Origin of the sequence: Rhodococcus sp. P1Y, from assembly GCF_003641205.1 — a bacterium.
GTDB lineage: Bacteria > Actinomycetota > Actinomycetes > Mycobacteriales > Mycobacteriaceae > Rhodococcoides.
In genome coordinates this window covers 1,939,557-1,960,779 of record NZ_CP032762.1, presented here as the reverse complement: position 1 = coordinate 1,960,779, position 21,223 = coordinate 1,939,557, and the positions used below count along the sequence as shown (strand labels likewise).

Here is a 21,223-nt window from a genome sequence, read left to right as displayed (position 1 = left end):
GGTGACCACCGCACCACTACTGCCGATCGCCGCCCGCTACATAGACCGACCCGGCTTCGACCACTTCACCCAATCCTTCGTCTTCACCACCCCCGCCGACCTCACCACCGACACCCTCCAACGAATCCTCAGTCGGATAGCCGCAGCCCACCCCACGCTCGGGGCTCGCATTCGCCGCTTCGAAACCTGGGAGTTCACGCTTCCGCCTACAACGGTCGAACCGCCGATCGAAACGCTGACGGTGTCGGATGGTTGGTCGAGCCCGCAGTGGCTGACGACAGTCGACGATCTCGTCACCCGAATGTCCCTTCAGCTCGATCCGACGAACGGGATTTTGTGGCGCGCCATGTGGTGCACCAACTCCGGTGACAGCACCGGCCGACTCGTCATGGTCATCCACCACCTCGCCGTCGACGGCGTCTCCTGGCGCATCCTCGAAGACGACCTCGCACACGCCTGGACCCTCGACACCGGCACCACCACAACCGAATTGCTACCGGTCGGCACCTCCATCACCACCTGGACCCACGCACTCACCGAACGCGCACACGACCGCGACCTCACCGACCAACTCGAACACTGGACCACCGTCGCCGACGCCACACACCCCCTCTTCGGCGACCGCAGCATCGACCCCGACCGCGACACCCACGCCACAACCGGACACATCCACCTCACCGTTCCCGCCGACCTCACCGCCACCCTCCTGGGCGACGTCACCACCACACTCACCGCGAGCGTGGAAGACATCCTGCTCACCGCACTGACCATCGCAACCAGCGCATGGCGAGCACGCCGCGGCCTCGACCCACTCCCGATCACCATCGGCATGGAAGGCCACGGCCGCCAAGAAACACTCGTCCCCGGGGCAGACCTCTCACGCTCGATCGGCTGGTTCACCACCTGGTACCCACTCCTGGCCGACCTCACCGACCTCGACCCTCACCACACGATCACCGACCCCACCCTCGCCGCCGACGCAGTACTACGCATCAAAGACGCACTCGCACGCATCCCCGACCGCGGCATCGGCCACGGCATACTCACCCACCTCAACCCCGACGTAGCCCTACCGACGACCACCCCCGACATCGGATTCAACTACCTCGGCAACTTCACCAACAGCACAGTTGGTGACCGGCCGTGGACAAGCGCCCCGGAAATCCCCGGCATCCGCGGACACCTCCCCCCAGAACTACCCGCCGCCGCAGTGATCGACATCAACATCGCCGCAGTCTCGGACACCGACGGCGCCACCACCCTCGACGGATCCTTCGCCTACGCCCAGAACATCCTCACCAGCGAACACGCACACGAACTCGTCCAACTGTGGACCACCGCACTGCACACACTCGCCACCTACACCGGCCGCCGCAGACGCTCACTGACCGACCTCACCGCCAGCGGTATGACTTACGGTGACCTCACCGTGTGGGAAGAGCGCTACGGCGAGATCACCGACGTCCAACCCTTGACGCCGCTGCAACACGGCATGGTCTTCGAGTCGCTCCTCAGGGCTGTGACCGGTACCGACGTTTATCTCACCCACACTGGGGTGACGGTGACCGGACCGCTCGATCTTGACCGGCTACGCACCGCCCTCACGCGACTGACGGACACACACCCCAACCTCAAGGCCGCGATCGCACCCGCCGCCAACGGCGACTATGTCGCCGTCATCCCCGCGCACGCCACTGTCACCCTTTCCCACACCAATCTCGATGCGAGCCAGCACGACTCGTTGGATGCCGCCACCGCGATCGCAGCGATCATCGACGAAGACCGGGCCATCCCGATGGCGCTCGACGACGCGCCGTTGATGCGTGTCACCGCCGTCACCACCGCAACAGACCAGCACCCCCTGATCCTGACCATCCACCACGCCATCACCGACGGCTGGTCCACCCCCCTGATCAAGACACTGCTGCGCCTGCTCACCACCCCACCAGTCCCCGACCCGACATACCCCACCTTCCTGAACTGGCTCACCCACCACGACCACACCACCTCACTGCACACCTGGAGCACCGCCCTCGCCCAGGTCACCGAACCCACCCTCATCGCCACCACACCAGACACCACCAACACCAGCAGCACAGAACTACCCACCGAACTCACCTACACCATCGACACCACCCTCACCCACCAACTCACCACACTCGCCCGCACCCACAGCACCACCCTCAACAGCGTCATCCACACCGCCTGGGCACTGACCCTGAGCGCCATCACCGGCCAACCCACCATCACCTTCGGCACCACCGTCTCCGGACGACCCGCCCACATCGACGGCATCGACACCGCCGTCGGCATGTTCCTCAAACTCCATCCGGCCACCTTCCACCTCCTCAACCCACCATTCCACCACTCTTCCACCTACCCTCCATCACTTTCGTTTGTCCATCCACCCCCCTCATCCACCACATCACCATCCAGACTCCTTCCACCAACCATCACAGAATCCACCACCCCCTCACCACACTCCTCGACACCGCCCTACGCACCCTCGCCACCGCACCCCACACCCGCATCGCCGCCCTACCCCTCCTCACCGACGACGAACGCGACCACCTCGCACACTGGTCCACCGGACCCACACAACCCCCAGCCGACACCACCCTCGACACACTCATCCGCACCCAAACCCTCCACACCCCCAACGCCGTCGCCGTCACCGACGACACACAGACGCAATGGTCGTACACAACGATCGACACCCGCGCAAACGCGTTGGCGCACATACTCATCGAACACGGCGTCCAGGTCGGCGACCGCGTCGCAGTCATACTCCCCCGCAGCGTGGACCTGGTGACCGCACTACTCGCCGTCATCCGAGCAGGCGCAGCCTACGTCCCCATCGACCCCGACTACCCCACCGAACGCATCACCCACATCCTCGAAGACTCCACACCCACACTCCTGATCACCACCGACAGCGGCGTGAATATCGAGAGCGGCACGGGTATCGACGGAGTACTCGACGACCCGCGATCGCTGCACGTGTGACACAGGGCGAAAGTACGGCGCCGGTACTGACGCGAGCCCTCACACCCGCCGATACCGCGTACGTCATCTTCACCTCCGGCACCACCGGACGCCCCAAAGGCGTCATGATCTCCCACCACGCGATCATCAACCTCATCACCTGGCTTCTCACCCGATCTCCCCTCCATTCCACGTCTCCGTCCAGTCTTCTCTCCCATCCATCCGCTCCACCCCTCCACCATTCCATCCATTCCATCCTTCGTCCCCCACCATGAACTCCGGCCCCTTCGTCCCACCACCTCTTCGCCTTCATTTACCACCCGCCACCTTCCAAACCTGTCCAGGCTCCCTCCACCTCCAACCCCACACACCACCTACCGACACCGACACCGACACTTACGGCACCAGCGTCCCCATCGGCACCCCCATCACCAACACCACCACCCACGTCCTCGACCCTGGCTACGCGAAGTCCCCACCGGCATCACCGGCGAGCTCTACCTCGGCGGCACCCAACTCGCCGACGGCTACATCGCCCGCCCCGACCTCACCGCCACCCGCTTCATCGCCAACCCCCACACCAGCACCAGCACCAGCACCGGCACCGGCACCGGTGAGCGTCTCTACCGCACCGGCGACCTCGTCCGCTGGAACACCCACGGACACCTCGAATACCTCGGACGCACCGACGACCAAGTCAAAATCCGCGGCTACCGCATCGAACTCGACGACATCCGCACCGTATTGGAACAGCACCCCGCCGTCTCCAGAGCCGTCGTCATCGCCACCGACCACCCCGGAAACACCCACGGCGGCGGCACCGGAAAATACCTCGCCGCCTACCACACCGGCGACGACGTCACCGACGCGGAACTGCGGGCATACCTCACCGACCGGCTACCGGACTACATGGTCCCCACCGTCTTCATCCCCATCACCGACATCCCCACCACCCCAACGGCAAACTCGACCACCGCACCCTCCCCACACCCGACCTGACTATCGCGTTGGCCGGCGGGTCCACCACGACCAGTTCCACATCTTCACCGACGTGCTGGTCCACTCCCCACGATTCCCTCCACCTGAACTCCGTCCCTGCATCCACTCCACCACCTTCCCCCTCAGTCCCCACCACCACACCTCCCATCATCGACACACCACCGCCCTCCACAGTACCCTCACGACATCACTCCCACGACCCCATCCCGCCTCCTGACCAACAAGCACTCTGGGTCATCGACCAACTCGGCGGACCCGCCACCCAATACGTCGTTGCCACGATCTGGTCCCTCACCGGCAACCTCGACACCACCGCCTTCACCGCCGCCATCAGCGACCTCGTCACCCGCCACCAACCCCTACGCACCCTCCTCGTCGAACACGACGGCACCCTCACCCATCCATCCGACCTCTCACCTGAACGTCGATCCAGGTCGTTGACATGCGGCACAACACCAGCGCACATCGACACCGCCCTCGACACCCTCATCGGCACGATTCGACCTCGCCGCCGACCTCCCCGCGTCGCCATCTACCGCACCCGACGACCGATGGACCATCGCCCCCATCGCGCACCACCACGCCATCGACGAATGGTCCACCCCCGCCCTCATCGCCGACCTCGCCGCCGCCTACACCGCACGACAGGCCGGAACCACCCCGACCTGGACACCACTACCGCTCACCTACGCCCACTACGCAACCTGGCAACGCACCACCCTCGGCGACGCCGCCGACCCCACCTCCGAACTCGCACACCACCTCGAATACTGGGCCACCACCCTCACCGACGCCCCCGACGAATCGATCATCACCCTCGACCACCCCCGCCCACACCCCCCGGGCACGGCACCGACATCACACCCGCCGTCGACCCACCGCCAACCACCATCCACCACTCCCTCCTTCCTTCCATCCATCCGGGCTTCCCTTTCACCTTCCATCCACCACCACCCCACCACCCTTCCACCACCACCACCACCATCCACATTCCGCCCTGCCACCCTTCGAACACATCACCCGCACCACCAACACACCCCGCACCACCAACCGCACACCCCTCTTCCAAATCCTGCTCACCCACAACACCACCGACAGCGAAACCGGTGAGCTAGCTTCGTCGCTGCCCGGCCTGGTCGAATCAGCGCTTCCGACGGGCACGAACACGGGGTTGGGTGCGGCCAAGACCGACCTCGATCTCGACATCGTCGACACCCCCAACGGCATGACCGGCTACCTCACCTACGCCACCGAACTCTTCACCCCCACCACCATCGACCGATTCACCACCACCTTCGAACGCGTCCTCAAAACCCTCACCACCGCACCGGACACACGACTGGCGGACATACCAGTCCTCACCGACTCCGATCAAGAACAACTCGCACACTGGTCCACCGGACCCACACAACCCCCAGCCGACACCACCCTCGACACACTCATCCGCACCCAAACCCTCCACACCCCCAACGCCACCGCCGTCACCGACGACACACAGACACAATGGTCGTACACAACGATCGACACCCGCGCAAACGCGTTGGCGCACATACTCATCGAACACGGCGTCCAGGTCGGCGACCGCGTCGCAGTCATACTCCCCCGCAGCGTGGACCTGGTGACCGCACTACTCGCCGTCATCCGAGCAGGCGCAGCCTACGTCCCCATCGACCCCGACTACCCCACCGAACGCATCACCCACATCCTCGAAGACTCCACACCCACACTCCTGATCACCACCGACAGCGGCGTGAATATCGAGAGCGGCACGGGTATCGACGGAGTACTCCTCGACGACCCCGCGATCGCTGCACGTGTGACACAGGGCGAAAGTACGGCGCCGGTACTGACGCGAGCCCTCACACCCGCCGACACCGCGTACGTCATCTTCACCTCCGGCACCACCGGACGCCCCAAAGGCGTCATGATCTCCCACCACGCGATCATCAACCTCATCACCTGGCGCCAAACAGTCTTCCCCCTCACCGAAGGCGACCGCGTCCTACAGAAAACCAGCATCGGATTCGACGTCTCCGTCCCCGAAATCTTCTGGCCCCTCACCATCGGCGCCACCATCCGCCTCACCCGCCCCGGCGGCGACAAAGACCCCCACTACCTCACCGACATCCTCCACACCGAACCCATCGCCTTCGTCGAACTCGTCCCCACCATGGCCCACGCCATGCTCGACACCGGACTCGACCTCAACCACACACCCCTACGCCACCTCGCCCTCGGCGGCGAAACATTCCCCACCACCCTCGCCACCACCCTCACCACAACCGCAACCGACGTACACATCTGGAACACCTACGGCCCCACCGAAGCCGCCGTCGAAACCACCGGACACCACCTCAACCCCACACACACCGACACCGACACTTACGGCACCGACACTTACGGCACCAGCGTCCCCATCGGCACCCCCATCACCAACACCACCACCCACGTCCTCGACCCCTGGCTACGCGAAGTCCCCACCGGCATCACCGGCGAGCTCTACCTCGGCGGCACCCAACTCGCCGACGGCTACATCGCCCGCCCCGACCTCACCGCCACCCGCTTCATCGCCAACCCCCACACCAGCACCAGCACCAGCACCGGCACCGGCACCGGTGAGCGTCTCTACCGCACCGGCGACCTCGTCCGCTGGAACACCCACGGACACCTCGAATACCTCGGACGCACCGACGACCAAGTCAAAATCCGCGGCTACCGCATCGAACTCGACGACATCCGCACCGTATTGGAACAACACCCCGCCGTCTCCAGAGCCGTCGTCATCGCCACCGACCACCCCGGAAACACCCACGGCGGCACCGGAAAATACCTCGCCGCCTACCACACCGGCGACGACGTCACCGACGCCGAACTACGCACCTACATGACCACCCGGCTACCGGACTACATGGTCCCCACCGTCTTCATCCCCATCACCGACATCCCCACCACCCCCAGGCAAACTCGACCACCGCACCCTCCCCCACCCGACCTCACCACCACCCTCACCGGCGGACAACCACCCACCACCCACACCGAACACACCCTCGCCACCATCTTCACCGACACCCTCGGCCTCCCCACCGACACACCCATCTCCGTCGACGACGACTTCTTCCGCCTCGGCGGCGACAGCATTTCCTCGATCCTTGTCGTCTCGAAGGCTCGCCGAGAAGGACTGCAGTTCACCGTTCGAGACGTCTTCGAAAAGCGCACGATCGCGGGTCTGGCCGAGGGCTTGGACATTCCGGAGACCGCGGCGGAACCGATTCCGCTGCGGGCCTCGACAACGCTCGAACGGCTCCGCGAGGCCGGCGACGAGCCGAACGACTGGGTCTACACCGAGCTGGTTGCGATCGACGGGAGCGCGCTGTCGGGCCTGCAGTCCACGTTCGTCACGCTGGTGAACACCACCGATGCGTTGCGGATCAAGGTGTCGCCGTTGAACCGTCGTCTGTGGACATCGGAGATCGCCCCAACGGGAACGCTCGACCTCTCGAAGCAGGTTCTCGAACTCGATCCGGATACCAGCGCCTCAGCCGCAGCGAATCGCGTCGCCTCGTTGATCAGCATCACGGAGGGTCTACCGGTGGCGATCGCAACGTGGAGCACCCAGACCCACAATTGGCTCCTGGTGGCCGCGCATGCTGCGGCTGCCGACCGAAGCTCGATCCATGAGATCGCCCGTAGTCTGACCGGGCGCGTCGAGAGTTCGTCGCCCGTGTCACTCCACACCGCACTGGAAGCGATCGATACCGACGGACAGAACCTGGATGCCGAACTCGCTCACCGTTGGGTCGACGCGACTGGAGTCAGCCGGCTCGACGATTCGACGATGTGGTCGGAAGGTTCCCATGCGGGCATCCGAGCTGATCTGACGATCGGGGCATCGGACCTCCCCGAGCTCATCGCCGGCGCCCTTCGGCAGGTTGCCCAGCGCAACTCGACGGAGGCGACCATCGACCTCGAGACGGGCATGGCGTCACCGCGACCCGCGATCGGGCCGTTCACCGCAACGTGGCCGTACATCGGCGGGGTGTCCGAATCCGAACGACGAGAGTATTCGTTGCTTCGCTACCACAATCGGACAGGGCGGCGCAGCTTGCGGAAGTCGAGCGGTTCCGCCGCGCTCGTGACGCACAACGCCGGCCAACTAGCTGTCCCGGGCTCGCGGGAAGGCGTCGAGACTGCCTACCGTTGCGTGATCCGCTACCGCGTGGCCGACGGTGCCGCAGAGCTAGACATCATCGGTCTGTCAGAAGGAGCCGTGGCAGCACTGGAAATCGAATTGTCCGTGCAACTCGACGCGGCCATCGACAGGAAGCGCAGCTAGGCGTCACGACAGCCTGGACCCACCGAAGCACCTAGGGCTCACGCAATAGGCGCTTCGGTGGGGAGGGCAGTGCCTACAGCCCGGCTTCTTCGAGCATTTCCTCCCAGCGGTTCTCGGCGTCTGCCTCTTCGGCTCCGGCGTCGATCAACTGCTGGTACTCGCTGTGTAGCCGGTCCTCGACCGCTTCGTACTTCTGAAGCCACTCTTCGGCGCGAACGCGCCAGTATCCGATGGTTTCGAATTGCGCGTTGCCGAAGCCACGCTCTTTGCGCAGGTACTTGCGTACGTCTCGGCTCGTGGCCGCCTCTCCGGCGAACCACACGTAACCTGGTCCGTCCGGAAGGGTCTCGGCGCGTACGGCGTCAGCCAGGCGCGACGGCCCGTGACCGTTTCCGCCGATCAGCCACTCGATGCTCAGGTCCGCATTGGTCTCGATCGGAATTTTGTCGCCGTTGTCGAGAACTTCCACGATCGCCCGAACCGGGAACCCTTCCGGCAGCTCTTCGACGGCTCGAGACAGAGCTGGAAGCCCTGTCAGGTCGGCAACGAGCAGTTGCCATGCGGTATCGCTCGGCGGGTCGTACCAGCCTCGAGGTCCCCACAGTCCGAGGACGTCGCCGGGTGCCGCCTTCAGTGCCCACGACGCCGCAATGCCGCCCTTGTGCGCAACGAAGTCGATCGACATTTCCTTGGCAGCCGCGTCCCAACTCCGAACCGAGTAGTTGCGATATTCGGGCTCGTCGATGTCGTGGTACGCCCAGTCGCCGTCTTTCTCGGTCATCGCCGGCGGCTTGTCCTCGCCCTCGCCGGCGAAGTACAGCGAGACGCACTCGTCCGCGGCGCCGTTCGAGGTGTAATCGGCCAATCCATCACCGCCGAATACCACTCGCACGAGCGAGGGCGAGATACGTACCGTCCTCACCACCTCGGCATAGAAGAAGCGCTGCTTTCTCTTGACCGCCACGTGACACCCTTCCCTTTCGGTTATCTGGTCAGTCTGGTTCGGCCGTGAGGTACCCTCCGCCACTCGGGAAGTACTCGAGCGCAGCGTAGTCCGTGCCGTCGCTGGTTCGGAGACGGTCGATGACGAGTGCGTGGTTACGGCCGCGATGGGCGTTGGGGCCGGCGACGATGGCCATTCCGTCGTCTTCGCGGATGAATACCCTGCCTGGCGTCCCGCCGTAGATGCCTTCTGAGATGTGAGCCTGTGTGATCGAAATGCGCTCGCCGCGATAGTAGGTGAACGCGTTCGGGTACGGGTCGGACATCGCTCGAATGAGCCGGTCGAGGTCGGCTGCCTCCCACGACCAGTCGATCAAACTGTCGGTTTCGTGCCGCTTGTGAAAGAACGTGCGTTCCTTCAGGTCCTGGGGACGCCACCGGGCGGTTCCGGACTCGATACTCTCGAGAGCTTCGAGCAGCACTTTGGGAATCAAATCGATTGTCGCCCTGACCAACTCCGTCGCGGTATCTCGGGGGCCAATGGGAATCGCAGCCTGCGTAAGGATGTCTCCGGTGTCGAGTTGGCCATCCATTCGATGTGCGGTCAAACCGACTTCTTCGGCACCGCTGATCAGCGCCCACGCGATCGGTGAGAACCCCGTGAACCTCGGAAGCAGCGAGTCGTGCAGATTGAGCGTTCCGTGTGCTGGGTAGGCGAAAATCTCCGGCGGCAACCAGGTGCGCCAATTGTTGGCAATGATGATGTCGGGCTTCCACGCATGAATTTGTTCACGCAGGTTTGCGTCCGGGCGTCGAGCAAGATGGACTTCAAGTTCGTGCTCGCGGGCAAGATCCTCGACCGAGTCGGCCCAAATGCTTTCGTAGACCTGGTCGCTGGCCGGATGAGTGACGACGCCTACCACTTCGTGCCTGGACTCGATCAAGGTCTGCAGAGTCTTCTGCCCCCAGGTCTGGTAACCGAACATCACAACTCGCATGACGACCCTTTCATCGAAACAACATCTTCGAACATGGCGCGTGAGGCGCCTCCGGCCTACGTGAGCACCGCGTCCAGCATCGCCCGGGACGCCAAGGAATCGACGAGCTCTCCGGAGCGAACGGCGATGTTGGACAACAACGACGACGTCAGACCGTGCGAATGTTCGGTACCACCCTGGAGGTAGATGCCGCCCGTGACGTTGCCTGTCGTGCGCAGACGGTAGTCGCGCTCGACTTCGGGCGTCCCGTCGGGGCCGAATACGCACTCGTCCGCCAGAGGCCCCAGGATGCCGCGCAGGTCCAACGGCCGGAACCCTGTTGCGTAGATGACGGCGTCACAGATCAATCGTTCCTCGCGGCCGGTTGGACGATGCAACACCGATACCTCGACGCCGGAGTCGGTCTCGCGCGGGATCGACACTTCCGAGGCACCGCGAACGAACAGTCTGCGTGTGCCTGCCACCCGCTCGGTGTACTCGCGGTTGTAGAGGTCCTCGATCAGCGGGAGATCGACGGCCGAGTAGTTGGTGCTGCGGTGATAGGCGATGAGCTGCTCGCGAAGCTGCGGCGACGACACATAGAAATCGTCGACGGCTTCGGGATCGAAAACCCGGTTGGCATAGGGACTGTCGTCCGCAGGACTGTAGCCGTACTTGCCGAAGACGCCGTGTACTTCGGAATCGGGATAGCGGTCGTGGAGGTGAGCCACCACCTCGGCCGCGCTCTGCCCTGCACCGACGACTACGAATCGGCCCTGCGTCGGTTCTGGGAGAGCCTCGAGATGATCGAGCACGCGATGATTGTGAAAGACCCGGGTGCCGGCCGACACGCCGTCGGGAAGGATTGCCGTGAGACCACCGGCCAGTACGACGTTGCGAGCACGCAGGAGCTGCGACCCGAGGGCACCCCGTACTCGGACTTCGAAAAGTTCCCCGTTCCAGGAGACTTCGGTCGCCGTGGTGCCGTACAGCACATCCGCGTCGACCTTGTCCGCAGCCCATCGCAGGTAGTCGTGGAACTCGATGCGGGAAGGAAAGAACGTCTGAAGGTTGATGAAGTGGTTCAACCGGTCTCGCTGCGCGAGATACTCGAGAAACGTGTACTCACTTCTGGTGTTGCGCTGGGTCGCCAGGTCCTTGAGGAACGAAATCTGCATCGTCGCACCGGGCAGCAGCATTCCGGGGTGCCATCTGAACTCCGGCTGCTTCTCGACGAACACCGACGTGATTCGTTCTTCGACAGGGACTTCGGCATTGCGTTCCCGCAGCGCTATGGCCAACCCCAGGTTGGACGGGCCGTATCCGACTCCGAGAATATCCACTACATCGGTAGCGCTGTTCACCTTGAGCACGGGCCGTCCTTAGTCTGTCGGGGTCAACTAGCTAAGCCTAACCTATCCAACGTCGAAAGGTTCGGGCTATCTATGCGCGCCGACGAGCCAGCGGAATGACGAGGGGAGTGTGCGACTCCGGATCCTCGATGATGCGACACGGAAGACCGAACACCGATTCGACCAGCTCAGCAGTGATTACATCCGCAGGTTTTCCGGACGTGACCACCTCACCGTCTTTCATGGCAATGATGTGGTCGGCGTAGCGGCACGCGTGATTGAGATCGTGCAGCACTGCCACCATAGTGCTGCCCTGCTCACGGTTGAGTTGCGAGCACAACTCCAGCAAGTCGATCTGGTGTGCAATATCGAGAAATGTCGTCGGCTCGTCGAGAAGCATCAGCGGTGTTTGTTGAGCGAGAACCATTGCCACCCATACCCGTTGCCGCTGACCACCGGACAGCTCGTCGACCAACCGACCGGACAGCTCGGTAACCCCGGTTGCGTTCATCGCGAACACGACGGCGGACTCGTCCTCGCGCGACCACTGCTTGATCAGCTTCTGATGCGGATACCTGCCTCGCGCAACGAGATCCGCGACGGAGATGCCGTCGGGTGCAATCGACGTCTGCGGCAACAGACCCAGTCGTCGGGCGACTTCCTTGGCCGGGTACGAGCTGATTGCCTTACCGTCCAGCAGGACATGCCCGGCTTCGGGCTTCAGCAGCCGCGACAGTGCTCTCAGCAGAGTCGACTTGCCGCACGCGTTGGGACCGACGATCACGGTGAATTTGCCGTCGGGTATCTCGACGGACAAGTTCTCACTGATGATCCGCTTGTCGTAACCGATCGTCACGTTGTCCGCGTGCAGTCGCGGTTGCTTCTTCTCGGTCATCACCTGAGTCACTGCTTTCTACCTTCCCGAGCCAACAACCACACGAAGTATGCGCCGCCGATCGACACCGTCACGACCCCGACAGGCAGCTGAGTCGGCGCGAAAATGCGCTGCGCCACCCAGTCGCTCACGACGAGCAGGAATGCGCCCATCACCGCCGACGGGATCAATGCCACGCCCGCAGTCTTGGTCAGCCGCCGCACCAGCTGCGGCGCGGCCAACGAGATGAACGAGATCGGGCCGGCAGCGGCAGTGACCAATGCCGTCAGAGCGACTCCGAGAACCATCAACAGCAGCCTTGTCGGCTCGGCGCGAATACCGAGCGCCTTGGCTGCGTCGTCACCCATCTCCAACATCGGCAGTCGCTTCGCGATGACAGCCAGAAGCGGGGTGATGACGATCAGGACGGCAAGGACCGGTCCGACCTGCGCCCAGCTCAGACCGTTGAGGCTGCCCGCACCCCACACCGCCGCTGCCATGGCGTCGGCCAGGTCCGCCTTGATGATGAGCCAGGTGTTGATCGATGCCAGAATCGCGCTCATTGCGATACCGACGATGATCAACCGGAAGCCCTGCACGCCCTTCTTGAACGCGAGTAGGTACACCACTGCGGCAGTGCAGATTCCGCCGATCAACGCGCCGGCGCCGGTCTGGTAGTACCCGCCACCGAGGGTCAGAATAACGACGAGGGCGCCGGTGTAGGCACCGGTATCGAAGCCGATGATGTCGGGACTACCCAAAGGATTTCGCGTCAGCGACTGAAAGATCGCCCCGGACACACCGAGCGCACCACCGAGCAGCAGCGCGAGCGCGACGCGAGGGAAACGCCACTCCATGACGACAAGTTCGGTGAACCTCGGTGCGTCGGAGAACAACGCCTGCAGTACTTCGCCCGGCGCGATCTGGTAGTCCCCGGTCCCGAGTGCGATGACCGACACCACAAGGGACAGCAGCGCCAGAATCGAACAGACAAGAACGGTTCGGACGTCGATGCGTCCGTTGATCTTGTCGTCGGCGATCCTGAGTATGCGTACCTTGCGCCCGAAGTCCACAACCGTCACAGGCTCATCCGATTCACTCCGCAGGCTGCGCTCACAGGCCACTCACCTTCTTACGACGAACCAGAAGGATGAGCACCGGAGCCCCGACGAAGGCCGTCACGATGCCGACCTGCAGTTCCCCGGGCCTGATGACGATGCGGCCGACGACGTCGGACAGCAAGAGCAGGCATGGCGCCGCCACCACGGTGTACAGCAAAATCCACCGTTGGTCGGGGCCGACGAACCAACGGACCATGTGCGGAATCATCAGGCCGACGAAGCCGATCGGCCCGGCCGCAGCGGTCGCGGCACCCGCGAGCAGTGTGACCGCGATGACTCCGATAACCCTGGTGTTCTTCACCTTCGCACCGAGCGATTGTGCGAGGTCGTCGCCGAGGGCGATGGCGTTCAGGGGCCGTGCGATGACGATCGCCAGAATCAAACCGAGGATGACGAACGGGCTGATGGCGAAGGAGATGTCGAGGCCGCGCCCGGACAGTGAACCTGCACCCCAGAATCGCATCTTGTCGAAGGCTTCGGGGTTGAGCAGGGTCATCCCCGTCGTGATACCGCCGAGCACCGCGCCGAGCGCAATACCGGCCAACGTCAACCGAATCGGCGTTGCACCGGCCCTACCCATCGACCCCAACACGTAGACCGCGACCGTCGCAAGAATCGCCCCGAGGAAGGCGAACCAGATGTACGACCAGATTCCGGTGAACCCGAGCAGCCCGACTGCCAAGGTCACCAAGAACGCCGCGCCCGCATTGACGCCCAGAATTCCTGGATCCGCCAACGGGTTTCGAGTCATCGCCTGAATGAGCGCGCCGCTCACTCCGAGGGCGACTCCGACGATCAGGCCCAGAATCGTTCGCGGAACACGGAGTTCGCGGATGATGACGGCATTGTTGGAGTCGTCGTAGGCGAACAAGCCGTTCCAGACTTCGTTCAGCGGGATGTACTTGGTACCGACCGCGATGGAAAGCAGACAGATGGCGGCCAGAAGGCCGATGACGAGAATCAGGCCAGCCGTCCGGCGGGCGTTGGTCTTGGCCAGTCCGCCGGGAGTGGACGGGCTTTCCAGCTGGCCGGATGCCGGTTCCTCCAGGTGGGCTGCGTCACCTGCCTTGTTCTGAACCGTCGTCATGCTTTACCTGCCTTCGAGGACTGCGTCGGCAACGGGGCCGGCTCGACGCAGGTCCAGCGCCGATATTCCCCATCCGAACAGTTGATGTGCAGTGACGACCAATCCCGCTCGACGCGCAAGTGCGTCGAACTCGGCTCGGGTCCTGACCCCGCTCCCGTACATGCACAGCAACAACAGATCGAACTCGGCTTGATCCTCGCCCACCGCCGCGTCGTCGAGCAAGCGCTCCACGACGACGAGCTTTCCGCGGTCACCGATGCCTACTGCCGCATTGGTGAGCAAGAGGACGAGATCGTCGTCGGGATAGTGCCCTGTGACCTCGACGAGCAGGTAGACATCGAAGCCGCCGTTCGGAATCCAGGCCGGCTCGGCGGTCGGACTCTGAGCTGCGTCGCGGACACGGCCGCCTGCGGTGGGCCAATTCGCCAGGTCTCGACGAACCCGCGCGAGCTCGCTGGGCATTCCGAGCACACCGGCTTCGATCTGGGAATACTTCGACAGGATCGAGCCGAGCACCACGCCCGACCCAGGACCCGTCACGAGGAGCGTCGATACCCCGTCGAAAGAATAGTCCTCGATCAGCGCCGGACCGAGGAAGGCTGCTTCGTCGGCGATGTGGTCGTGATGAAGTCCAGCCAACCGGGGATCTTCGTCGAGGTCGACGCTCAGTGTCCGTCCCGTTATGGCACTCGAGCTGGCCGCACCGCCGCGTAGGCTTTCGACGAGCCCGGTGACGGACAACTCCACCCGCGCTTCGATGCCGTCGAGATCGAGCCAGTTCGAGATCCAGTCGTCCCCGAGCATGGCGTCCCCGACGTCTCCGGGCACCAACTTCCCGGTCCCGTCGAACGCGAGCACCTCGACGGCCACCAGATACCGGACGAATTTCGCCAGAGCTCTGGGATCGGTCCCGGTTGCTGCGGCCAATTCCGCCGTCCCGGACACCCCGCGTGAGACGTGCCACGGAATCCTCAGCGTGTTGGCAGCACGAATGGCGAAAGGTGAGAAGATCTCTGCGCGCTCGCTCAGCTTGTCGAACGGCTCGGGATCGTCGACGAGTGTCGGCACGTCCACCCGCCGCCAGTACCCGGTGATGTCGACCATGTCCGGCGGCAACGCGCGGTCCTCGCGAAGATAGCGACGAATCCCCCTCAACGACGTGGATTCGCCTGCAACCCATGCGAACACGCTGCCCTGCGGCCACGGTGCAGCTCGAACAGCCGTCTCGAGCGGGCTGGAAGACTCCGAATTGTCTCGGTACACCCACGTGACCTCGGCGCGGGCATTCGTGGGCATCGGCAGTCGTCGTCCGACGTCGGCAACCTCCACGAACACTCGAATGCTCGATTCCGGTGACGCTTCCTCGAGGTAGCGCGCCATCGCCGGGAGGGCGGTTTCATCTCCGACAAGCAGAACCCAGTCGACTCCCGTCGGCGGAAGTCCCGATCGGACCGGCCCGACGAACGAAATCGAATCACCTGTGACGCAGCGTTTCCCCCACGTCGATGCCACTCCGGTGTCGTGCGAGGCGAAGTCCAGTACCAACTCCGCCGTGTGCTCGTCGAAGCGACGGACGGTGTAGTTCCTCGACACGGGCCGAGGATCTTGTGGCCATTCCACCGTCCGTTCGTGCTGGATCGGCAGGAGCACGGTCCCGGCGTCGTCGACCGGAAAGAACAACCGCACGAAGTCGTCGAACCCCTCGCTGCGAAATGCCGGGAACCGGAAGCCTCCCCGCTCGAATGCGCGAAGTTCCTCCCCGCGCAACACAACTCTCCGCATGCCAGGGCCCAGTTGACGCGTGTCGGTGACCGTGGCGGTGCGGATGACTTCAGGAAATACGACCTGCGGCCGACGGGACCGGGCCATGCCGAGTCAGCCCTGGACGTTCTCGGCAGCGGCGTTCAGGGCGGACGCGACGTCGTCGAGAATGTAGGGAATGGTCAGCACGGTCAGGCCGCCGAACGCGAAATTCTTGTCCACGCTGAAATCCTCCGTCGACGCAATTCGGCCTTCGGTCGAGACGGGCTGTGTTGCAACTGCGGGTTCGGTGAGAAATGCAGTCAGCGTTTCCTTGTCGTAGGCGACGACGAACAACACATCCGACTCGATCGACGACGCCTGCTCCAGACTCAGCTCGAAATAGACGGCCTCGGCATCCTTGGACGGGTCTGCCTTCTGGATGTTCGGTTCGTTGACGAGTCCCAACTGTTCGAGAAATTCGACTCGGACATCGTCGGACTTGCTCACCGCGAAGGTACCCGGGGCGTTCGGAAGCGCGATCGTCACGGTCTTTCCTGCGAGCGCAGGGTATTTCGCTGCTGCATCGGCAATCGAGCTCTCGACGTCCGAGACCAGATCCGCAGCTTCCTTCTCTTTGCCGAGGGCTTTACCCGCGATCGTGAGCTGGTCTTCCCACGAGGCGGTCCACGGCTCGCCCGGATATCCGACGACCGGTGCGATCTGGCTCAGTGCGTCGAATTCTTCCTGGCTCAGGCCCGAGTACGGAGCGAAGATGAGGTCTGGATCTGCTTCGGCGAATTGTTCGATCGGGGCCGCACCCGTCCCGTCTCCGGACAGGAGCGTGGGCGTCTGCACGCCGAGATCCTCCAAAGCTTGTGCGTCCCATTGCAGTACGCCGCGATCATCCGCTCCGTACTGAGCTTCCGCGAAAGTCGGCATTGCGACGGGAACGACGCCGAGCGCGAGGAGTGCATCCTGATTGGACCAACCCCACGTCGCGATTCGTGTCGGGGCTTCGGTGATCTCGGCTTTGCCGAGTGTCGACTCGATAGTCACCGGAAAGGCGGAGGAGTCTGCGGCGGCCGACGATTCGCGGGAGGGTGTCTCGTTCTCACTGCTGGCGCAGCCCGCGACAAGACCGACCGTCACACCTCCGGCAAGAGCGATCGAGGCAACGTTCCTCATCCATGTCGTGCGCATCAACATCGTCGTGAACAACCTTTCGGCAACAGTCATCCGCGCCCGAGAAGGCGAGGCGAGCTACTGTAACACCGACCGAGGATACCCTTACCTCAGTATCCCGCTAGTGGAGCGCCTCGACGATCGCGGCAGCCTTGGTGTCGAGCTCGTCCCGCCGCGGAGATGTCGGACGTGCTCTCAAGCCGAAGCCGTCACCCGTCGTCCGGGGGATCACGTGGAGATGTACGTGGAAAATCTCCTGGCCAGCTACTTCGCCGTCGGCGAGGAAGAAGTTGACCCCGGCACATCGGGGGTCGATCGCCCGGAGAGCGGCGGCGACCTTCTGCCCGACGACGAACAAGTGACCGCCCGTTTCCGGATCCAACTCGGCCAACGATCGCGCTTGCTTACGCGGCACCACGAGGACATGTCCGCTGGTGAACGGACGGATGTCCATGAACGCGACGGCATGTTCGTCCTCGTAGACCATGCTGGACTCTGCGTTCCCTGCAATGATGTCGGCAAAGATCGTGTAGGGATTCATATCTCAACCCTAATTCTGGTCATTCCGCAGGCTGCACTCCCGCTCTACTCTGGTCATTCCGCAGGCTGCACTCCCGCTCTACTCTGGTCATTCCGCAGGCTGCACTCCCGCCCGAGTCCAGGGCCGCTGAAACTGCAACACTGCAGGCCCACGACTAAAGTCTGCCCATGGGTTTATTGGGAGGCGTTCTTTTCGACATCGACGGCGTGCTGGTGACGTCGTGGAAGCCCGTACCAGGCGCAGCAGAAGCACTCGATTTCCTCAACAGCAAGGACATTGCGCGAGCGTTCTTGACCAACACCACCTCCAAGACCCGCGCCCAGATCGCCGACGCCCTGACCGAGGCGGGGATGGCTGTCCACGCCGACGAGATCGTCACAGCAGCATCGCTCACCGCGGATCACCTGCGCGAGACATACCCGGGTGCGCGAACGGTTCTGATCAACAATGGCGACATCGCTGGCGACATGCCGGGCATCGAATTCGTGGAGGAGACCGGAGACGACCCCGACGTAGTCGTCATCGGCGGTGCCGGACCGGAATTCACTCACGAGCGCTTGAGCCGCGTCTACGACTGGCTGTGCCGCGGCGTACCCGTCGTCGCTATGCACCGAAGCCTCATGTGGACCACCGGCGCCGGCTTGCGGATCGACACCGGAATGTACCTCGCCGGGATGGAGAAGGCGTCGGGACACAAGGCCAAAGCCGTCGGGAAGCCCGCACCGCTGGGATTTCAGACCGCCGCCGAGCGCATGGGCGTCGACCCGGTCGATGTGGTCATGGTCGGCGACGACCTGGACAACGACGTACTTGCCGCCCAGGTCGTCGGGATGACCGGAGTGCTCGTCCGGACCGGGAAGTTCCAGCAGGACGCATTGGACCGCCGGGCGAAGCAGGAGTTCGGGCTACAGCCGAGTCACGTCATCGACTCGGTCGCGGATTTGCCGGAGTTGCTGCGCGGGCTACAAGATCGGTGACGGTGTGTACGCCGCCGCCGACGGGTACCGATCGACGAGTGTCTCGACCTCGGACACCACGGCCGCGACCTGAGCTTCGGCAGATCCGATGAATGCGGACTTGTCGGCCAATGCCGCGTCCAGCCCGGCGCGATCGAGCGGGATGCGCTCGTCGGCTGCGAGACGATCCAGTAGGTCCGGCTCCTGGCCCTGCTCGCGCATTGCCAACGCAACCGCGACGGCGTGCTCCTTGATCGCCTCGTGCGCAGTCTCGCGACCGACGCCTGCGCGCACGGACGCCATGAGCACCTTCGTCGTCGCGAGGAACGGCAGGTAGCGCTCGAGCTCCTTGGCGATGACCGCGGGGTACGCCCCGAACTCGTCGAGCACGGTCAAGAACGTTTCGATCATGCCGTCGACAGCGAAGAAGGCGTCGGGAAGGGCGACGCGGCGGACGACGGAGCAGAAGACGTCGCCTTCGTTCCACTGCGCGCCCGCGAGCTCGGCGGCCATCGAGCCGTATCCACGGAGGATGACCTGGAGACCGTTGACGCGCTCGCACGAGCGGGTGTTCATCTTGTGCGGCATCGCCGAGGATCCGACCTGACCCGCTTGGAAGCCCTCGGTGACCAGTTCGTGGCCTGCCATCAGGCGAACCGTGTGTGCGAACGACGACGGGCCTGACCCGATCTGCACGAGAGCCGAGACGACCTCGTGATCGAGCGAGCGCGGGTACACCTGGCCGACGCTGTTGAGTACGTGCCGGAAACCGAGATGGTCGGCGACGATCCGCTCGAGGGCGGTGAGCTTGGCCGAGTCGCCGTCGAACAGATCGAGCATGTCCTGGGCGGTGCCCATCGGGCCCTTGATGCCGCGCAGCGGATAGCGCGCGATGAGTTCCTGAACGCGCGCCAACGCGATGAGCAGCTCGTCGGCGGCCGAAGCGAATCTCTTACCGAGGGTGGTGGCCTGCGCCGCGACGTTGTGGCTACGGCCTGCCATCACGAGCGAGGAGTACTCGGCTGCGCGCTCTGCCAGGCGGGCTGCGACGGCCACGCCGTGGGAGTGAACATGCTCGAGCGAGCGGAGGATCTGTAGCTGCTCGACGTTCTCGGTCAGATCCCGGCTCGTCAGGCCCTTGTGAATGTGCTCGTGCCCAGCGAGAGCATTGAACTCCTCGATACGGGCTTTCACGTCGTGACGGGTAACTCGCTCGCGTTCGGCGATCGAATTCAGGTCGACCTGATCGATGACGCGTTCGTAGTCCGCGATGGCGGAAGCGGGAACGGCCACTCCCAAGTTGGACTGTGCCTTGAGGACCGCGATCCACAGCTGGCGTTCAAGGACGATCTTGTGTTCCGGAGACCAGAGGTCCACCAGTTCGGGGCTTGCATAACGGGTGGCGAGGACATTCGGAATGGTCACGGGAATTCAGTTTACGTGCCTCGTCATCCAGGAGGCGCGACCACGTCGAGAACCTCGAGCAGCATGCTCTTCGCCATCGACCGAGGCTCGGGATCGACTTCACCCAACGCGCCGACGACGGCTCCGTCGACGACGGCGACGAGTCGGCGCAGTTGTTGTTCCCGAACGACCCGGCCGGATCTGCGCAGGACGTCGGTCAGCAGGTCGTCGGTCTGTGCACGAAGCCTCTGCTGGACCTCGCGCAGCTGTGGATGCCGAGCGGATGCGATGAAACGCTCGTACCGGGCGATCAGCCGTTCACGGCCTTCCTCGGCGCCGTCCTCGGGGCCGATGAGCAGATCGACGATCAGATCGACGGTCGATTCCACGTCGTGCGCCAAGTCGCCGAGCTCGTCGATCCGCCCCCGCATGACTTCGAGCTCACGATGGCCCAACACCTCGACTGCGCAGGCGATCAGATCGTCGAGCGATTCGAAATAGTAGGTGGTCGACGCCAGCGGAAGCCCGGCCCGCGACGCGACCGCACGATGCCGCACCGCGTCGAAACCTCCCTCGACGAGCAGATCGGCTGCCGAACATGCCAGTGCGTGACGTCTGCGCTCCCCCTTCGGGGTAGCGCCCGACGCCTTGTGCGAGGCACTTACCTGACCGGTCGACATCGGGATTCATCGTGCCAGCCCGCAGGTCTCCGTCTCAGGCAAACGGG

Annotated in this window: 15 protein-coding genes and 3 pseudogenes; 7 read left to right on the top strand and 11 right to left on the bottom strand. The window is 63.9% G+C overall.

What is annotated here, in order from left to right; genetic code table 11:
* Position 1: 1 nt before the first annotated feature.
* From D8W71_RS09175 to D8W71_RS09145, 6 genes and pseudogenes are all read left to right on the top strand, one after another.
* A pseudogene (locus D8W71_RS09175) lies at positions 2-2,323 on the top strand (condensation domain-containing protein); the annotation flags it as partial.
* On the top strand, positions 2,206-3,006 hold the full coding sequence (locus D8W71_RS28245) for an AMP-binding protein (RefSeq protein ID WP_328588826.1): 801 nt from the start codon (positions 2,206-2,208) through the stop codon (positions 3,004-3,006). The pseudogene D8W71_RS09175 and the gene D8W71_RS28245, both read left to right, overlap by 118 nt.
* A complete protein-coding gene (locus D8W71_RS28385) occupies positions 3,003-3,260 on the top strand; it encodes an AMP-binding protein (RefSeq protein ID WP_161965432.1) in 258 nt (85 codons plus the stop codon). Before D8W71_RS28245 ends, D8W71_RS28385 begins: the two co-directional genes overlap by 4 nt.
* 134 nt (positions 3,261-3,394) lie before the next feature.
* A pseudogene (locus D8W71_RS28380) lies at positions 3,395-3,984 on the top strand (AMP-binding enzyme); the annotation flags it as partial.
* Between the two features lie 555 nt (positions 3,985-4,539).
* A pseudogene (locus D8W71_RS28375) lies at positions 4,540-5,094 on the top strand (condensation domain-containing protein); the annotation flags it as partial.
* The gene (locus D8W71_RS09145; RefSeq protein WP_442972043.1) at positions 4,982-8,317 is read left to right on the top strand and encodes a non-ribosomal peptide synthetase; all 3,336 of its coding nucleotides are present in this window, start codon (positions 4,982-4,984) and stop codon (positions 8,315-8,317) included. The pseudogene D8W71_RS28375 and the gene D8W71_RS09145, both read left to right, overlap by 113 nt.
* Before the next feature lie 73 nt (positions 8,318-8,390).
* Here the strand turns inward: D8W71_RS09145 and D8W71_RS09140 are convergent, their stop codons facing one another.
* The 9 genes from D8W71_RS09140 to D8W71_RS09100 all read right to left on the bottom strand — a co-directional run bounded on the left by D8W71_RS09140 (position 8,391) and on the right by D8W71_RS09100 (position 18,136).
* Positions 8,391-9,281 carry a siderophore-interacting protein gene (locus tag D8W71_RS09140; RefSeq protein ID WP_121112839.1) on the bottom strand — a complete coding sequence of 297 codons (891 nt, stop codon included), beginning with the start codon at positions 9,279-9,281 and terminating at the stop codon, positions 8,391-8,393.
* Between the two features lie 28 nt (positions 9,282-9,309).
* Entirely contained in the window at positions 9,310-10,257 is a 948-nt protein-coding gene (locus tag D8W71_RS09135) for a methionyl-tRNA formyltransferase (RefSeq protein WP_121112837.1), read from the bottom strand.
* A gap of 56 nt (positions 10,258-10,313) precedes the next feature.
* Entirely contained in the window at positions 10,314-11,609 is a 1,296-nt protein-coding gene (locus tag D8W71_RS09130) for a lysine N(6)-hydroxylase/L-ornithine N(5)-oxygenase family protein (RefSeq protein ID WP_121112835.1), read from the bottom strand.
* Positions 11,610-11,679: 70 nt separating this feature from the next.
* Complete coding sequence (locus tag D8W71_RS09125; RefSeq protein WP_121118884.1) at positions 11,680-12,483, bottom strand: ABC transporter ATP-binding protein; 804 nt, start codon at positions 12,481-12,483, stop codon at positions 11,680-11,682.
* 8 nt (positions 12,484-12,491) lie between these two features.
* On the bottom strand, positions 12,492-13,544 hold the full coding sequence (locus D8W71_RS09120) for a FecCD family ABC transporter permease (RefSeq protein ID WP_121112833.1): 1,053 nt from the start codon (positions 13,542-13,544) through the stop codon (positions 12,492-12,494).
* Between the two features lie 31 nt (positions 13,545-13,575).
* Positions 13,576-14,670, bottom strand: coding sequence for an iron chelate uptake ABC transporter family permease subunit (locus D8W71_RS09115; protein WP_121112831.1), 1,095 nt, complete (start codon positions 14,668-14,670; stop codon positions 13,576-13,578).
* A 3-nt stretch (positions 14,671-14,673) separates the two neighbouring features.
* The gene (locus D8W71_RS09110; RefSeq protein WP_121112829.1) at positions 14,674-16,539 is read right to left on the bottom strand and encodes a siderophore-interacting protein; all 1,866 of its coding nucleotides are present in this window, start codon (positions 16,537-16,539) and stop codon (positions 14,674-14,676) included.
* Between the two features lie 6 nt (positions 16,540-16,545).
* Positions 16,546-17,649, bottom strand: a complete 1,104-nt coding sequence (locus D8W71_RS09105; protein ID WP_236077806.1) for an ABC transporter substrate-binding protein — start codon at positions 17,647-17,649, stop codon at positions 16,546-16,548.
* Positions 17,650-17,716: 67 nt separating this feature from the next.
* Positions 17,717-18,136: an HIT family protein gene (locus D8W71_RS09100; protein WP_121112827.1), complete on the bottom strand. Its 420-nt coding sequence runs from the start codon at positions 18,134-18,136 to the stop codon at positions 17,717-17,719.
* 167 nt (positions 18,137-18,303) lie between these two features.
* Between D8W71_RS09100 and D8W71_RS09095 the strand changes: the two genes are divergently transcribed.
* The gene (locus D8W71_RS09095) at positions 18,304-19,113 is read left to right on the top strand and encodes an HAD-IIA family hydrolase (RefSeq protein ID WP_121112825.1); all 810 of its coding nucleotides are present in this window, start codon (positions 18,304-18,306) and stop codon (positions 19,111-19,113) included.
* On the opposite strand, the gene purB is transcribed toward D8W71_RS09095, so the two are convergent.
* Positions 19,099-20,517, bottom strand: a complete 1,419-nt coding sequence (purB, locus tag D8W71_RS09090; RefSeq protein ID WP_121112823.1) for an adenylosuccinate lyase — start codon at positions 20,515-20,517, stop codon at positions 19,099-19,101. The genes D8W71_RS09095 and purB overlap by 15 nt on opposite strands.
* Positions 20,518-20,540: 23 nt before the next feature.
* A complete protein-coding gene (locus tag D8W71_RS09085) occupies positions 20,541-21,176 on the bottom strand; it encodes a TetR/AcrR family transcriptional regulator (RefSeq protein ID WP_121112821.1) in 636 nt (211 codons plus the stop codon).
* Between the last annotated feature and the right edge of the window lie 47 nt (positions 21,177-21,223).

Bases quoted from the DNA above. Each gene is read 5' to 3' on its own strand.
- D8W71_RS09110 (WP_121112829.1), bottom strand. From the start codon at position 16,539: ATGGCCCGGTCCCGTCGGCCGCAGGTCGTATTTCCTGAAGTCATCCGC.
- D8W71_RS09115 (WP_121112831.1), bottom strand. From the start codon at position 14,670: ATGACGACGGTTCAGAACAAGGCAGGTGACGCAGCCCACCTGGAGGAA.
- D8W71_RS09105 (WP_236077806.1), bottom strand. From the start codon at position 17,649: ATGACTGTTGCCGAAAGGTTGTTCACGACGATGTTGATGCGCACGACA.
- D8W71_RS09135 (WP_121112837.1), bottom strand. From the start codon at position 10,257: ATGCGAGTTGTGATGTTCGGTTACCAGACCTGGGGGCAGAAGACTCTG.
- D8W71_RS09095 (WP_121112825.1), top strand. From the start codon at position 18,304: ATGGGTTTATTGGGAGGCGTTCTTTTCGACATCGACGGCGTGCTGGTG.
- D8W71_RS09085 (WP_121112821.1), bottom strand. From the start codon at position 21,176: ATGTCGACCGGTCAGGTAAGTGCCTCGCACAAGGCGTCGGGCGCTACC.
- D8W71_RS09125 (WP_121118884.1), bottom strand. From the start codon at position 12,483: ATGACCGAGAAGAAGCAACCGCGACTGCACGCGGACAACGTGACGATC.
- D8W71_RS09100 (WP_121112827.1), bottom strand. From the start codon at position 18,136: ATGAATCCCTACACGATCTTTGCCGACATCATTGCAGGGAACGCAGAG.